The organism is Prolixibacter sp. NT017 (assembly GCF_009617875.1).
Lineage (GTDB): Bacteria > Bacteroidota > Bacteroidia > Bacteroidales > Prolixibacteraceae > Prolixibacter.
This window is the reverse complement of sequence record NZ_BLAV01000001.1, coordinates 1,589,076-1,605,489: the sequence shown is the minus strand read 5'-3', so window position 1 is coordinate 1,605,489 and position 16,414 is coordinate 1,589,076. Positions and strand designations below refer to the sequence as shown.

The following is a 16,414-nucleotide window of genomic DNA, read 5'->3' as shown; positions in this document are numbered from 1 at the left end:
TTCCGGCCTTTTAAAACCCGCTGAAACCAAGCTATTCAGAACATTGAAAAATACTTATCCGTAACAAGAGAATCGAATGTACCAAAGACACAAGGCTACTTCTGATTCACCAGATACAGTCCGGCGATTACCAGCAACGTTCCGGCAATCCGACTTACTGAAATATGTTGTTTGGGAACGCCCATCAATCCATAGTTATCGATAATGAGCGACAGAATAAGCTGCCCGGCCACTGCGGCTATCAACACGTTGGCCACACCGATTTTCGGGACGAACAGGATGACACTGGTAACGAATATAGCTCCCAGCAAGCCGCCAATCATCAGGTACGGCGGGACACCCTTGATGACCTGGAAAGACGGAAAACCAACCTGCATTAACATCAGAGCCGCAGCCAATGCGAGTGTGCCTCCGAGAAAGGAAATAAACGCAGCCTGCAACGGATGCGACAACATTTTTCCGAGTTGGGCATTAATGGCTCCCTGCCAGGCAACCAGGCTCCCCACAATCATTACCAAAAAGATTATCAGCAGTTTATTCATTCGTTTAGCAATTATTTCTGAATACTTCAATATACGTTTCAACCATCAAAAACGACTGGTTAAACCAACCAGATGCAGAATAAATTGTTCAATGGCTATAATTATTGGTTAAAAATAACAGTATGAATCATCTTCTCAGCTTCTCTCTCACTGTATTTATGGGATTTTTTGCCATCATGAATCCCATCACCAACATCCCGATTTTCCTCAGCCTGACGGACGAGGCCGATTTCCCGACCCGGAAACGGATAGCCAAGTCAGCCACATTCACGGCACTCATCATCGTACTCGCTTTTATCATCATCGGGAAATACATCTTCATGGCTTTCGGCCTAACGATTCCCGGTTTCAAGATTGCCGGAGGCATCCTGGTGTTTTATGTAGGATTTGAAATGCTACAATCCAAAAAGTCCACCATTCACCACTCCGACAAGATTACCATCGACGAAGGGATGGCCATCTCGCCACTGGCAATTCCTATTCTGGCGGGACCGGGAACCATTGTAACCGCCATGAACTACGTCACACAAAGCAACATCTGGCACATGGTAATTACGTCGGTTATTTTCGGTGTGATGATTCTTCTCACCTATCTCGCATTTGTGTACAGCGATTATATTTTACGATTGGTAGGCCATAAAATCATCGTGGTAATGAGCAAAATAATGGGACTCATCCTCGGAATTATCGGGGCCAACATGGTGACAGAAGGAGTTCGGATTGCATTCCACCTGGGCGGCGCATCCTAAAAGTTGGGACAAAAAAATTCCCGGTTTCCCGGGAATCAATATATTTATTTAGAAGATGTCTCGAGCTGACGCCCGGCCGGCACATCTTTGTGCTTGGGGCGTTTGGCCGGCGAAATAATCAACCGTAGCGACTGGTCGTAGAAGATGTAGTTCCACACCCAATTGATGAAGATAATGAGCCTGTTTTTCACTCCCACAATCGACATCAGGTGGACAATCATCCAAACCAACCAGGCCCAGAATCCTTTGAAGCTAAACTGGGGCAGGTCGACGACGGCTTTGTTGCGGCCGATGGTAGCCATGGTTCCTTTATCGTTATAGCGGAAGGGTTTGAGCTTTTCCCCTTTTTCCAATCGTAAAAGGTTTTTAGCCAGCAACCGTGCCTGCTGAATAGCCACCTGTGCCACCTGCGGATGACCGTGTGGATAATCCTTCGTTTCCATCGTTGCCAGGTCGCCAATGGCAAATTCATGCTCAAATCCCTTAATACGGCTAAACTCATCAACCATCACGCGATCGCGTTTGTCAATCAATTCCTCCGGGATACCATCCACCGGCATACCTTTTACACCGGCTGCCCAAACCAACGTGCTGCAGGGCAACTTCTCACCGTTCGACAAGGTCACCTCTTCGCCGTCATACGATTTCACGGCAATACCGTTGTAAACTTCCACTTCCAGCGACTTCAGAAAATCCTCGGCAGCTTTGTGCGATTTCTCCGTCATGTGTCCGAGCAATTTACCGGATGCCTCCACCACTGCAATTTTCACTTTTCGGTGATCAATTTCGTGGTAATCGCGCGGAATAATCCATTTACGCATTTCAGCCAATGCACCGGCCACTTCCACACCAGTGGGACCACCACCGACAATAACAATCGTTAGCAACTCCTGCCGCTTCTTTTCATCATCGATGCTCGAAGCCCGCTCAAAGTTCATCAGGATGTGGTTACGCAATGCCAGCGATTCCGGTATGCTCTTGAGGCCCCAGGCACGCTTTTGAATCTCTTTGTTACCAAAGAAATTACTCCCGGCTCCCATCGCATTCACCAGGTAATCGTAACGAATGGTTCCAACGCTGGTATGCACCACCTTCTCATCGAAATCAACGCTCTGTATTTCCGCTTTGCGAAAATGAACGTTCTGATTATCCTGAAAAACTTTCCTTAACGGGAAAGCAATGGCACTGGGTTCCAGACCCGCTGTCGCCACCTGGTAGAACAAAGGTTGAAACTGATGATAATTGTGCTTGTTGACCAATACGATCTGTAAATTACTTTTAGCCAGTTTTCGGGCAAGTGTAAGCCCTGCAAAACCACCACCCAGAATAACCAACCGCTTACCGTCGTAGCTTGGAATATTTGCACTCATATTTTGTTGAATTATTTTTTGTTTTGTGTCTTCACTTTATACCAACAATGCGAGTGCGAAAATTCCCGAAGACTATCCGTTTTTTAAGATGGATTTAACGTTCCGGTGGTTTTGAGCAAGGGATGATGTAGTCAGGCTATTGAATAAATTTTGCGAAAATGGTAGCCATATATAGCGAGGGTAATCGCTTCGGAGAAGTTTTCAGGACAATGAAAAATGGTCCAGACGAACAGCCTCCAATAATAGAACTGACCTTGTTTCAACACTCCCAAAACAAACATAGAACGTATTAACGCTTTTACATTGGCGAAGGTCATCTTTCTGTGAGTGTGCAGCCCCGTCTTATAATTCCGCAGAAAATGGCGAACCCGCTGATAATATGGTTTGCAGCTGTAGATTTCCTTCAGCACCCGACGGTATCCTTCCATCAGAAAATCGAGGTTCATCCTGGGAATGAAATTCATACTGAAGTCAGTATTGTTTCCTGAGCTCACATCCAGCAAGCGTTCCTCATCCTTGAGCCGCTGGTAGAGTTTGGTCTTCCTTTGTGCATTCAGCAAACCAACCATGGCTGTTACTATGCCACTTTGCTGAATGAATTCAATTTGCCGCTGAAAAACTGAAGGAGAATCCTGATCGAAACCGACAATGAAACCACCCGACACCTGCAATCCGGAATGCTGCATTCTGCGAACATCGTCGACCAGATTCCGCTGCGTATTCTGCATCTTGTTACATCCGGCCAGGCTCTCCTGCTCGGGTGTTTCAATTCCTACAAACACACTTTCAAAACCGGCCTGTACCATCAGCTTCATCAACTCTTCATCATCGGCCAGATTAATGCTTGCTTCTGTATTAAACCGGAAAGGATAATTCCGTTCTTTCGTCCAGCCAATCAACTTCGGAAGAAGGTCTCTCTTCAGTTTGGCTTTATTCCCGATGAAGTTATCGTCCACGAAGAATATATTCCCGCGATAACCGAGAGAATAGAGACTTCCGAGTTCGGCCAGAACCTGCTCTGTTGATTTGGTTCGCACTTTTCGTCCAAACAACGCGGTAATGTCGCAGAACTCGCAGTCAAACGGACAGCCTCGCGAATATTGGAGACTCAGCGTAGCATATTTCTTCATGTTTAGCAGATAGTAATCCGGAACCGGCGAAAGTGCGAGCGATGGAAATTCGTCTGTTTGATACAAATGCTGTGGAGTCCCCTGCTCCCAATCCTTCAGAAACCATGGCAAGGTAGTTTCCGCTTCATTCAGTACCAGGTAATCAATCATGGGCCACTCTTCCGGCTCACTGGTAAAGAGCGGTCCGCCGGCAACCATTTTCGTATTCAGTTTCTGACACATCCGGATGACATGTTTTACCGAGTGACGCTGAATATCCATGGCACCAATGAACACCAAATCAGCCCAGGAGACATCTTCTTCCCGTAAGGAAATATCATTCATATCGATAATCCGCTTTTCCCAATCTCCGGGCAATAATGCCGAAACTGTCAGCAACCCCAATGGCGGATTGGCCACCTTTCGGGAGATAAACCGGAGCGCATACTTAAAGCTCCAGAATGTGTCGGCACACTGCGGATTGACTAATAGTATTTTCATTGGATGATGGAATTATCTGTCGGGAAATAATGGAGATCGAGAACCAACCTCTTTGAAGTTAGGGATAAACAGGAAGGGCTTCAAGTGGGCAGGGACGAATGGTAGGGATAAGTGTCCGGTCTACCTCTTTAGGGATGAACCGGCCTGGAAAAGTTCCGGTTCGTGAAGTTTGCCGTAAATTTCGCGGAAAAGCGGAGCAAACGATCGGGAAACATGCAACTCGTCCGCAACACCGTCCAGATGGATGTGATATCCGTGCTGACTGCTTCGCATGCGGGTTACATACTTCATATTCACGATACAGGTCCGGTGACAACGAATGATATGCGGAAAGCGCTTCACCTGTTTTATGGCATTTCCCAACGTGTTCCGCACCATCACCTTCTGTAACTCGTCTCCTTCCTTCCAGTAAATCTCGATGTAGTTCTGAGCCGAATGAATCATCACCAAATCACGGGCATTCACCTGCGCGTTTCCCCTTTTGTATTTCGATGGAAAATTAATCATCACATCCTCTGAGTTCTTCATGCCGTCAGAAAAAGCGTCAACCGAATGAATGGTCATTTTCAACCGGCGGTTTTGATTAATGACAATCAGCAACGACACAGGAATGATGCTGAACAACAAAATCCGGATGAGCGTGGAAAAGTTCAGTTCATACAATCCTGTCAGGCGGGCATAAAAAAAGTAACCTACCGTGATGGTTAATAACATCCACAGGTTCCAGAGAATCTCGTATTTGATTTTCCATTTTCCCGAAAGGAAAATACCCGGGAAAAGGGCTGGCAACACCAGCAGGTTAACGCCAAGCGAAAAAAGCGTCACCAGGGCAAATCCCAACAACAGGTATACTTTGTCATACAGATCGAGAGCCGATAAATCAAGTGGTTTGTACAATAACAGGAAAAGAAATACAACCAGACTAATGCCGAGGATGATGCGCAGGTTATGCTTAAAATCGTCGTTAAACGGATACGGTTTGTTCAGGTAGTCAAGCATAGCAGGGTAATAAATGGCTCATTCAATTAAATATACGACTTTGAGAACGCTTTTAAAAGCGTTTAAAAATCCACTTTTAAACCGTCCATCAACAAAAGGAATTATTTGTTCCTGTTCAGGTAAAAAGGTAACTTTAGCTACAGTAAGCGAGCAAACGCTGACAGAAGATGAAATGAGGGCAAAATAAGGAGCTGCTAATCAAACAACGACCAACGGATGAGCAAGCATTTTTCCAATTCTCGTATCGGAAAGAAACTCCTGTTTATGACGGGTGTAGCCATTATCGTGAACCTGATTGCCGGAGTTACTGCCTGTGAGCTCTGGAAAGTCTTCCCTACCATAGAAATCCATAGCCTGTCGTACATGGCCAATGGCGACCTGGTCACTTATTACTCACTCATCAATCTCCTGAACATATTACTGATATTAATCCTGGCGCGCAACCTTTATTTCAAGCGGCTGCATACCCTCACTCCGTTCTCCGACGGCGTGCTACTAGGGATCATCCTTATCGTGTTCAGCTGGATTTTCAACATTCTTTACATGGAAGTGAGTCATCCCGGTCGTCCTATCCCGGACTTTATCATTGGAAAAAACCAGCCAGAAATTGGCATCGTCTGGCTGACAGCCATCAGCACTGCCACCATCAGCGGCTGGCTATACCACAAGCGCTGGAAGTCGAACGCCCACTTCTGGATGACCACCTTGGCGGTGGTAGCCATTCTCAATCTGGTAGCCCATTTGCTCACCATGGCCGGCGTTAACCTTTTCGACATCAAACCATAAAAGAAAAAAACCAATTAAGGATGGAAAATTGAGTCCCGAGATATCGGGAGAAAATCGCGCTTCGAGGCTTTTGGGAAGAATTATGAATTTTGAATGCTGCATTTTGAATTACGGCTTCGAGTTTACTGCAAAAGCTGGAATAGTGCGGCCACGATATATCGTGGCCCTACAACGCGGGCACAACCTGAAACCCTAAAAACAATTAGTAATGAAAAATGAGTAATGAATAATAGAAAGACCATTCTTTATCATCTAATGTCTGATGTCTTTTCTCTAACAACAGAAACAATTAGTAATGAAAAATGAGTAATGAACAATCGAAAGACCACTCTATATCATATAAGGTTGAGCAAAGCGAAATCCCGACCGTGCGTCGGGGTCTAACGTCTGGAGTCTGATGTCTTTTTCCAACAACAGGAACAATAGCAGCCTCAAAGCTAAACTGAAATATGAAATTTAAAAAAATCCGTTTCTGTTAAAATATCCGTTCTCCCCGTTCGTCTATCCCAATAGAAAGCAACAGTAAAAAACGAAGCAACGCGCGTGGCTCAAAAACTGAATATATCTGAAATCGTCAAATCATACAGCAGCCGGCTGACCGGATTCATCCGGAAGCGGGTGGAAAATGCGGAAGACGCTGAGGATATCCTTCAGGAAGTTTTTTACCAATTAGCTGAAGCCGACCGGTTGATGAAACCGATCGAACAACTGACAGCATGGCTGTTTACCGTTACCCGGAACCGGATCACCGACCGTTACCGGAAAAAGCAACCGGACCTGTTCGCCGAATTCTATTCCGACGACGAGGAAGAACAGGTAGTGGAAGAGTTTGGAGCCATTCTGGCCGACGACCAGGATTCGCCCGAGAACGAGTACATCCGTACGCTGGTTTGGGAGGAACTGGAAGATGCACTGGAAGATCTTCCGCCCGAACAGCGGGATGTTTTCCGCTGGACCGAATTCGACGGGAAATCTTTCAAAGAAATTTCCAAAGAAACCGGTGAACCGGTCAACACCTGGATATCGCGCAAACGCTATGCTATAGTCTATTTGAGAGAACGATTACAAATTTTATACGACGAATTAATAAACGATTAAAAACATACGATCATGATGCCTACCATGTCATACCGAAGAAAGAAGTTCATGTTTGCACCACTCTTTATTGTGATGCTGGCCGTAGTGAGCGCCGTCGCCATGTTACTCTGGAATGCTCTGATGCCCGACATTTTTCACTTACCGGAAATCACTTTCTGGCAGGCTGCCGGACTACTGATTCTGGCCCGTCTGTTCTTTGGCGGATTCCGCCCGCACGGAGGCTGGCCCAGTCACAGCTGGCGTAACAAGCTAAGGGAAAAGGTGGCAGAAATGACGCCCGAAGAACGGGAACGTTATTTCCGCCGGATACACAGCCGTTATCACCACTGGGGGCCCTGCCCCGAAAAGGAAAAATCATCAGAGAAAGATAGAACAGAATAGTCACTGTAACATGTCCGGAAATGGAACGAATGATTTTTAGAAAACAATTCAACGCACCGGCCAACGAAGGTGAAACCACGAAACACACCACCATCTTTAGTTTCGCCTTCCTGACCTTTATTCTGACACAGGAAAGCCTGGAGGTCAACTGGTCATTCTTTTTTCTGCCGGTGTAAAACAAAATTTCCTGTCAGCCGTATTCTTATAGATTACATTTCGGTTGTCACCCCTGTTCAGGGCTTAATTTATCGATAAGGAAACGTGGAAACCAGATTTTTAGGTTTCCTTTGCCAACCGAAGAGATTCCTGATATGCGTAAAAAAACAAAACGAGATAAGACGGCTCCCAAAAAGAAAGTCAACCTGTTTGCTTTGCTGAAACCGTACCGGACGATGGTCATTTTTCTGGTACTCTTTGCCCTGCTCGGAAACGGAGCCAACCTGATCATCCCGAAAATCATTTCACACGGCATCGATACGTTCAACAGCGGGCACTACGTCTTCCGAACCATCGCCATCGAGTTTCTGACAGCCACGCTGGCCATCTTCTTCTTCACCTACCTGCAGGCAGTTGTGCAGACGTACGCTTCGGAAAAAGTAGCACGCGACCTGCGAAAGAAACTCTCCGACAAGATATCGCGGCAGAGTTTTACTTTTATCCGCGAAAACAATCCGTCGAAGCTGCTCACCAACCTGACGTCCGACATGGATTCAGTGAAAACATTCGTGGCTCAGGCTGTGGCTTCCATTGTTTCTTCGGTGTTTGTCATTATCGGAACCTGTGTGCTCCTCCTCACCATCGACTGGAAGCTCGCCCTGCCGGTCATTACCATGATTCCCATCATCGGCTTTGCCTTTTACATGGTATTGAAACGGGTAAGGGTATTGTTCCGGCGCAGCCGCGAAGTAGTCGACTGGCTCAACAAGGTCATCAATGAAAGCATTCTGGGAGCCGCTATCATTCGCGTGGTGAATGCACAGCAGGCCGAATACCGGAAATTCCTTTCGGCAAATACCGAAGCGAAGGATTTGGGCATCTCCATCCTGACGCTGTTTGCGACTCTTATTCCGGTCATCACTTTCGTGGCGAATTTAGCGACCCTGACTATTTTGGCGCTCGGTGGCCACTACGTCATCAACGGAAGTATGACGCTGGGAAATTTTGCCGCCTTCAACAGTTATGTAGCCATTCTCATCTTTCCCATCATCGTCATTGGCTTCATGAGCAACGTCATTGCACGGGCGACTGCTTCCTATGAACGAATTGACAAGGTGATGAAGGCCCCTGAAACGGTCGATAAGGGAACCATCGAAAAGCCGGTAAAAGGCAATATCGAGCTACAGAATGTAACCGTATCCTACGATGATAAGCCGGCCCTGAAAAACGTTTCGCTAAACATCACCGCCGGTTCGCAGACTGCCATCATCGGCCCGACAGCCGCCGGAAAAACGCAACTGCTGTATCTCCTGACGGGATTGATTCATCCCAACGAAGGAACGGTGCTATTCGACGGGATTCCGCTGGACGATTACCGGAAAGAAACGTTCCATAACCAAATTGGATTTGTCTTTCAGGACAGTGTGATGTTCAATCTGAGCTTACGCGAAAATATTGCCTTCAGCGATACGGTAACCGATGAATCGCTGGAGAAGGCCATCGAAACGGCCGAGTTGAAAGAGTTTGTCCAAACGTTACCGAAGAAACTGGACACATTAGTTTCGGAAAGGGGAACCAGCCTTTCCGGTGGACAAAAGCAACGCATCATGCTGGCGCGGGCACTGGCGCTCAATCCGAAAATCCTGTTGCTCGACGACTTCACCGCAAGGGTCGACCAGCAAACCGAACAGAAAATCATCGGGAACGTACTGAAGAATTACCCCGATTTGACGCTGATTTCGGTTACCCAGAAAATCGCGCCGGTCAAACATTACGAGCAAATCATTCTCCTGATGGAAGGCGAAGTAGTCGCAGCCGGAAAACACGAAACGCTACTGGAAACTTCTCCGGAATACATGCAGATTTACCAGTCGCAGAAAAGCACCAGCCACTATGAAACAACAACATCATCATAAAGCGCTCATTAATGGCGGTACAGTGACAACGGACTGCCGCCCCGCCCCTCTTTACTGGTAGAGAGGGGAAATCCTGACACCTTCAGGATGGGGTGAGCAAAAGAAAACGAAACAGAAAAGTACTACATGGATTACAACCTCTATACATCCTCCGACGAAACCGGAAAAAAGAAATCAACATTTGCCTCGCTGAAGTCGCTGGTGGCTCACATGGTCGAAGAGAAACGCACGCTCATCACTGCGTTCATCGCCATGCAGGTAGCCGCCGCTCTCACCTTGCTGGGACCGCTGCTCATCGGGCACACCATCGACACGTATGTGCAGACGAAGCAGTTTCACGGTGTTCTGGTTTTCAGTAGCATCTTGCTGGTGATGTACATCATCTCGCTCTTTGCCGGCTACCTGCAAACCAAACTGATGGGCACCGTTGGGCAACGCATGTTGTTTACACTGCGCAACGCCCTCTTCAACAAGATACAGGAACTGCCATACGATTTCTTCAACCAGAATAAAGCCGGTGACCTCATTTCACGTCTGAACAACGACACCGACAAGGTGAACCAGTTCTTCTCGCAGTCGCTGATGCAATTTGTCCGCTCCATCCTCATCATGATTGGTGCCGGAATTTTCCTGCTCTCCATCAACCTTGAGCTGGGAGCTGCAGCCCTCGCACCGGCAGTTATCATTTGGCTCATCACCCGCTTTGCATCGCCCTGGGTGAAGAAGCGCAATGCCGTCAACCTGAAAAGCGTGGGGAACCTTAGCTCCGAAGTGCAGGAAAGTCTCAACAATTTCAAGGTGATTGTGGCCTTCAACCGCCGCGACTATTTCCGGAAACGGTTCGACGAAGCTAACCTGGACAATTACAACACGTCCGTGAAGGCAGGCATCGCCAACAATCTGTTCATGCCGGTTTACACCTTCTTCTCCAACATCGGGCAACTGGTGGTACTCACCTTCGGCATCTACCTGATCGCAACCAATCACTTCACCATCGGTTTGCTCATCAGTTTCCTGGCATACATCACCAACTTTTACAACCCGCTGCGGCAACTCGCTTCCTTGTGGGCCAGCTTCCAGGTGGCACTGGCGGCATGGGACCGTATCCGGAAAATCCTGAACATGGAGAACAACATGCCACTGCTCGAAGCCGCCACCAACGTTGAATCCAATGCGCTCCTCTCCTTCCGGGATGTGTCGTTTACTTACCCGAACGGAACCGAAGTACTGCACCACATCAATTTCGATTTAGAGAAGGGGAAAACGTACGCATTTGTGGGACCGACCGGTGGAGGAAAAACCACCACGGCGTCGCTCATTTCGCGCCTTTACGACCCGACCAGTGGAACCGTGTGTCTTGACGGAAAAAACATCGGAGCCTACACGCCCGAAGAACGTACCCGGAAAATCGGCTTTATCCTGCAGGAACCGTTCCTCTTCAGCGGTACCATTCGCGACAATATCCTGTATGGCAACGAAGCCTACCGGGAATACAAAGACGATGAACTGACCAGGCTCATCCACGACGCGGGACTGGAATCGCTGCTGGAACGCTTCGACCAGGGCCTCAATACAAAAGTCGACGTATCAGGTGATGGCATCAGCCTCGGACAAAAGCAGCTCATCGCCTTCATGCGCGCCGTGTTGCGGCAACCCGACCTGCTTATCCTCGACGAAGCCACCGCCAACATCGATACGGTAACCGAACAGCTCCTCGATGAAATCCTGCAAAAGCTGCCGTCACACACCACAAAAGTCATTATCGCGCACCGCCTGAACACCATTGCCAATGCCGACGAGATTTACTTTGTCAACTCCGGGGAAGTCACCCGCGCCGGCTCCCTCGCCGATGCCGTACAAATGCTGAAAGAAGGCAAAATGGCAAGCTAGAAGAGGGTTTCAGGTTAGAAGAGTTACAGGTTTCAGGTTAGGGAGATCGGTTTCTGTTGTTTCTGTTGTTGGAAAAAGACATCAGACTCCAGACATGAGACCCTAGACGACATAGAATGGTCTTTCGATTGTTCATTACTCATTTTTCATTACTAATTGTTTTTAGGGTTTCAGGTTGCACCGGCGCTGTAGGGCCACGATATATCGTGGCCGCACAGTACCCAGGTTTTCAGGTTGCGCTCGAAGATTTCTGTCATCCGTCAGGCTGAAGGCCTGTGATTCCACAGCTTGGGGGAAGGAGCCAACGACGGTAGTCGTGACTACGCCGCCCCAAAGGACAGAATACACGCGACAAACCAGAGGCGCACCCACCCGCCATCATTGAAACACCAACGCTCCTGCGTCGCAAATACAAACCCGGATTTGGGTACCAATGCGGTCAGGACATGTCCTGACCCTACAAGTCGGTACCATCCCCAACATCGCCGTCAGGCGATACGCGCGAGCCCGTCAAAGTCGCCCGGCCCGTCAGGCTGAAGGCCTGTGATTCCACAGCTTGGGGGAAGGAGTCAACGACGATAGTCGTGACTACGCCACCCCAAGGGACAGGATACACGCGACAAACCAGAGGCGCACATTCCCGCCATCATTGAAATACCAACGCTCCTGCGCCGCAAACACAAACCCGGATTTGGGTACAAATTCGGTCAGGACATGTCCTGACCCTACACGCCGGCACAATTCTCAACGTCGGCGCCAACAAAAAGATCCGCAATGAACTCCATCACCATTCCGCTCGAAACAACCACACCATTTCAATCAAAACCATCACACGAGCGCTTCATGCGCGCACATCCTCATCCCAGGGTGACGTCGTTCCTCCTTGTCCAGGGCTACTAAGATTACACCCCGCTGGGGCTAATTAAACATCCCGTTTAAGAGTAGAAAATCCGTGTCCATCAGTGGAGCCAATCTGTGTGAATCCTTTCTTCAAAGCAACCTCGAAGCACAATTAGCGTAATTAGCTTTAATTCGCGTAATTTGTATCTCAATCCCGCCTCCACAGCACAACATTCCACCTTCCCTCTTTAGTTTCACCAAAAGCATAAGAAAAACGTTAAAGAATCAAAACAATCCCTCCCTTATTCAACCTTTCGGCCCTTCCGGCAGTTTACACCAATGAACAACGCCAAAACAACATTCCACACTAAAAAGATAACTAACAAAAAAGACGTATCATGAAGTACAACTTATTAGGAAATACCGGATTAAAAGTATCGGAACTGTGCCTCGGCACCATGACCTTTGGCGGACGCGGCATGTGGACAGCTATCGGAACACTGCCGCAGGACCAGGTTAACTCACTGGTGAAGCAAGCCGTCGACGGCGGCATTAACTTCATCGACACCGCCAACGTGTACAGCGAAGGCCTTAGCGAGCAGATGACCGGACAGGCCATCCGCGATTTAGGACTGAAACGCAGCGACCTGGTGGTTGCCACCAAGGTGCGCGGCAAGATGGGCGAAGGTCCCAACGATTCCGGTTTATCCCGGAAACACATCCTGCAACAGGCCGACGAGAGCCTCCAACGGCTCAACATGGACTACATCGACCTGTACCAGATTCACGGCTTCGATGCGCTGACACCGCTCGAGGAGACCCTCGACGCACTTGACTCACTGGTGAAAGCCGGCAAGGTGCGCCACATCGGGTGCAGCAACCTCGCCGCCTGGCAAATCATGAAAGCGCTGGGTATCTCGGCCCGCGAGCACCTCAGTAAGTTCGTTTCACTACAGGCCTATTACACCATTGCCGGACGCGACCTCGAGCGCGAGCTGGTGCCGCTCCTCCTCGACCAGAAACTGGGACTGATGGTCTGGAGTCCGCTGGCCGGAGGATTGCTGAGTGGTAAATACGGCCGCGATGTGGAATCGGGCGAAGGACGCCGTGCCAACTTCGATTTCCCGCCGGTGAACAAAGACAAAGCCTTCGACATCATCGATGTGATGCGCGAAATCGCCACAGCCAAAGATGTCACCGTGGCACAGATTGCCCTGGCGTGGCTGTTACATCAACCAGCTGTCACTACCGTGATTGTGGGCGCCAACAAGCCGCAGCAGCTGGCCGACAACCTCGCTTCGGTGAACGTAGAGCTATCCGACGACGAACTCGCCCAACTCGACGAAGTGAGCAAGCTGGCCCCCGAATACCCCGGCTGGATGCTCGAGCGCCAGGGAGCCGACCGGAAATAACCCGTCGCTTCCGCAGAAATAGAATACCAAAACAATTCCATATACATCATCCCCGTCTGGTTCCGCCCGGATGGGGATTTATTTTGTTTCAGGTTGGAAAAAGTTTTAAGTTTTAAGGCAGAAGAAAAAAGACATGAGATGAAAGATATTAGACCTTAGACGACAAGAATGGTTTTTCGATTGTTCATTACTAATTGTTTTTAGGGTTTCAGGTTGCGCCAACGCTGTAGGGCCACGATATATCGTGGCCGCTCGGTATCCAATATTCAGGTTTGCACTTTGCAGCTATTACGTTCGTCAGGCTGAAGGCCTTCCCTGAAATCACATCAAAGCGAATCGGTTAATAAATATTTCGTTGCAACAACACAACACGAACCCACATCACAACCACTGGCCCAAAGTCCCCCGGGTGGGGGATTGAGGGGGCTAAAAGATATACGGGATTATTTCGATACCCATATGATGGCTAAGAATCCAAATTATGGACCTCATTTTACGAAGGCACCACACAAACAAACAACCCGATGATAACGGTTCGCCATTCAAAGCCCGAAGGGCTGATATGATTGTAGCCCGGGGTTATCACCCCGGGGCAGGATACGCGCCACAAACCAAAGGCGCACATTCCGGCCATCACTGAAACGCCAACGCTCCTGCGCCGCACACACAAACCCGGATTTGGGTACCAATACGGTCAGGACATGTCCTGCCCCTACACGCCGATACCATCCCCAACATCGCCGTCAGGCGATACGCGCGAGAGCCCGTCAAAGTCGCCCGGGCCGGCGGTGGCGGGATTGATTTTGTGCGGGAATTCTGGCTAGTGGGTCAGAAAAGACAAAATCATGACGCGGGCTGAAGGATCACTTTGACTTGACCTTTTCGTCCTTTTGTGTCAAGACAAAAGGACAAGAACGCCCGTCCGGCTTGAGGACAAGAAATAAATGCTGCTCCATCACCATTCCGCTCGAAACAGCCCCACCATTTCAATCAAAACCATCTCGCGAGCGCTTCATGCGCGCACATCCTCATCCCGGGGTGACGTCGTTCCTCCTTGTCCAGGGCTACTAAGATTACACCCCGCTGGGGCTAATTAAACATCCCGTTTAAGAGTAGAAAATCCGTGTCCATCAGTGGAGCCAATCTGTGTGAATCCTTTCTTCAAAGCAACCTCGAAGCACAATTAGCGTAATTAGCTTTAATTCGCGTAATTTGTATCTCAATCCCGCCTCCACAGCACAACATTCCACCTTCCCTCTTTAGTTTCACCAAAAGCATAAGAAAAACGTTAAAGAATCAAAACAATCCCTACCTCATTCAACCTTTCGGCCCTTCCGGCAGTTTACACCAATGAACAGCGCCAAAACAACATTCCACACTAAAAAGATAACTAACAAAAAAGACGTATCATGAAGTACAACTTATTAGGAAATACCGGATTAAAAGTATCGGAACTGTGCCTCGGCACCATGACCTTTGGCGGACGCGGCATGTGGACAGCCATCGGTACCCTGCCGCAGGAACAGGTCAACTCACTGGTGAAGCAGGCCGTCGACGGCGGCATCAACTTCATCGACACGGCCAACGTGTACAGCGAAGGCCTCAGCGAGCAGATGACCGGACAGGCCATCCGCGATTTAGGACTCAACCGCAGTGATCTGGTCGTCGCCACCAAGGTGCGCGGCAAGATGGGCGAAGGTCCCAACGACTCCGGTCTAAGCCGGAAACACATCCTGCAGCAGGCCGACGAGAGCCTTCAACGGCTGAATATGGATTACATCGACCTGTACCAGATTCACGGCTTCGACGCGCTGACACCGCTCGAGGAGACCCTCGACGCACTTGACTCACTGGTGAAAGCCGGTAAGGTGCGCCACATCGGGTGCAGCAACCTCGCCGCCTGGCAAATCATGAAAGCGCTGGGTATCTCGGCCCGAGAGCACCTCAGCAAGTTTGTTTCGCTGCAGGCCTATTACACCATTGCCGGACGCGACCTCGAGCGCGAGCTGGTGCCACTCCTCCTCGATCAGAAACTGGGACTGATGGTCTGGAGTCCGCTGGCCGGAGGTTTGCTGAGCGGTAAATACGGCCGCGATGTGGAATCGGGCGAAGGACGCCGTGCCACCTTCGATTTTCCGCCGGTGAACAAAGACAAAGCTTTCGACATCATCGATGTGATGCGCGAAATCGCCACCGCCAAAGATGTCACCGTAGCACAGATTGCCCTGGCGTGGCTGTTACATCAACCAGCTGTCACTACCGTGATTGTGGGCGCCAACAAGCCGCAGCAGCTGGCCGACAATCTCGCCTCGGTGAAAGTAGAGCTTTCCGACGACGAGCTCGCTCAACTCGACGAAGTGAGCCAGCTGGCACCCGAATATCCCGGCTGGATGCTCGACCGACAGGGAGCCGACCGGAAATAACCCGTCGCTTCCGCAGAAATAGAATACCAAAACAATTCCATATACATCATCCCCGTCTGGTTCCGCCCGGATGGGGATTTATTTTGTTTCAGGTTGGAACGGTTTCAGGTTTCAAGTTGAGCTTCGAATTTGCTTTGGTTGTCAGGCTGAAGGCCTGTAATCCCATAGCCCGGGGTAAGACATTTCGGTGCAACCGGAATGACGCCACCCCGGGTTAGGATACGCGCGACAAACCAGAGGCG

Annotated in this window: 15 protein-coding genes; 11 read left to right on the top strand and 4 right to left on the bottom strand. The window is 49.2% G+C overall.

Translation table 11 applies throughout. From position 1 onward, the window contains the following. Positions 1-95: 95 nt before the first annotated feature. Positions 96-542, bottom strand: a complete 447-nt coding sequence (locus tag GJU87_RS06605; protein ID WP_153638805.1) for a DMT family transporter — start codon at positions 540-542, stop codon at positions 96-98. 122 nt (positions 543-664) lie between these two features. Here GJU87_RS06605 and GJU87_RS06600 point away from each other — a divergent pair, with 122 nt between their 5' ends. Further along, positions 665-1,291: a MarC family protein gene (locus GJU87_RS06600; RefSeq protein WP_153638804.1), complete on the top strand. Its 627-nt coding sequence runs from the start codon at positions 665-667 to the stop codon at positions 1,289-1,291. 44 nt (positions 1,292-1,335) lie between these two features. Here GJU87_RS06600 and GJU87_RS06595 read toward each other — a convergent pair whose 3' ends face one another. The 3 genes from GJU87_RS06595 to GJU87_RS06585 form a co-directional block, all read right to left on the bottom strand. After that, complete coding sequence (locus GJU87_RS06595) at positions 1,336-2,661, bottom strand: NAD(P)/FAD-dependent oxidoreductase (RefSeq protein WP_153638803.1); 1,326 nt, start codon at positions 2,659-2,661, stop codon at positions 1,336-1,338. A 131-nt stretch (positions 2,662-2,792) separates the two neighbouring features. Beyond that, the gene (locus GJU87_RS06590; protein ID WP_153638802.1) at positions 2,793-4,271 is read right to left on the bottom strand and encodes a B12-binding domain-containing radical SAM protein; all 1,479 of its coding nucleotides are present in this window, start codon (positions 4,269-4,271) and stop codon (positions 2,793-2,795) included. Between the two features lie 120 nt (positions 4,272-4,391). Further along, positions 4,392-5,270, bottom strand: a complete 879-nt coding sequence (locus GJU87_RS06585; protein ID WP_153638801.1) for a LytTR family DNA-binding domain-containing protein — start codon at positions 5,268-5,270, stop codon at positions 4,392-4,394. A gap of 40 nt (positions 5,271-5,310) precedes the next feature. Between GJU87_RS06585 and GJU87_RS06580 the strand changes: the two genes are divergently transcribed. The 10 genes from GJU87_RS06580 (at position 5,311) to GJU87_RS06535 (ending at position 16,172) form a co-directional block, all read left to right on the top strand. Beyond that, entirely contained in the window at positions 5,311-5,457 is a 147-nt protein-coding gene (locus tag GJU87_RS06580) for a hypothetical protein (RefSeq protein WP_153638800.1), read from the top strand. A gap of 29 nt (positions 5,458-5,486) precedes the next feature. Then, complete coding sequence (locus tag GJU87_RS06575; RefSeq protein ID WP_153638799.1) at positions 5,487-6,056, top strand: hypothetical protein; 570 nt, start codon at positions 5,487-5,489, stop codon at positions 6,054-6,056. Between the two features lie 543 nt (positions 6,057-6,599). Then, positions 6,600-7,154 (top strand): RNA polymerase sigma factor, encoded by a 555-nt coding sequence (locus GJU87_RS06570; RefSeq protein ID WP_153638798.1) that lies wholly within the window; start codon positions 6,600-6,602, stop codon positions 7,152-7,154. Positions 7,155-7,166: 12 nt separating this feature from the next. Next, positions 7,167-7,535, top strand: a complete 369-nt coding sequence (locus GJU87_RS06565) for a hypothetical protein (protein WP_153638797.1) — start codon at positions 7,167-7,169, stop codon at positions 7,533-7,535. 20 nt (positions 7,536-7,555) lie between these two features. Next, positions 7,556-7,711 (top strand): hypothetical protein, encoded by a 156-nt coding sequence (locus GJU87_RS06560; protein ID WP_153638796.1) that lies wholly within the window; start codon positions 7,556-7,558, stop codon positions 7,709-7,711. Positions 7,712-7,846: 135 nt separating this feature from the next. Further along, positions 7,847-9,607 (top strand): ABC transporter ATP-binding protein, encoded by a 1,761-nt coding sequence (locus tag GJU87_RS06555; protein ID WP_153638795.1) that lies wholly within the window; start codon positions 7,847-7,849, stop codon positions 9,605-9,607. A 126-nt stretch (positions 9,608-9,733) separates the two neighbouring features. Beyond that, entirely contained in the window at positions 9,734-11,497 is a 1,764-nt protein-coding gene (locus GJU87_RS06550; protein WP_153638794.1) for an ABC transporter ATP-binding protein, read from the top strand. Positions 11,498-12,735: 1,238 nt separating this feature from the next. Continuing rightward, positions 12,736-13,749: an aldo/keto reductase gene (locus GJU87_RS06545; protein WP_153638793.1), complete on the top strand. Its 1,014-nt coding sequence runs from the start codon at positions 12,736-12,738 to the stop codon at positions 13,747-13,749. Between the two features lie 481 nt (positions 13,750-14,230). Then, a complete protein-coding gene (locus GJU87_RS06540) occupies positions 14,231-14,389 on the top strand; it encodes a hypothetical protein (protein ID WP_153638792.1) in 159 nt (52 codons plus the stop codon). A gap of 769 nt (positions 14,390-15,158) precedes the next feature. Continuing rightward, positions 15,159-16,172 (top strand): aldo/keto reductase, encoded by a 1,014-nt coding sequence (locus GJU87_RS06535; protein WP_153638791.1) that lies wholly within the window; start codon positions 15,159-15,161, stop codon positions 16,170-16,172. Positions 16,173-16,414: the final 242 nt, after the last annotated feature.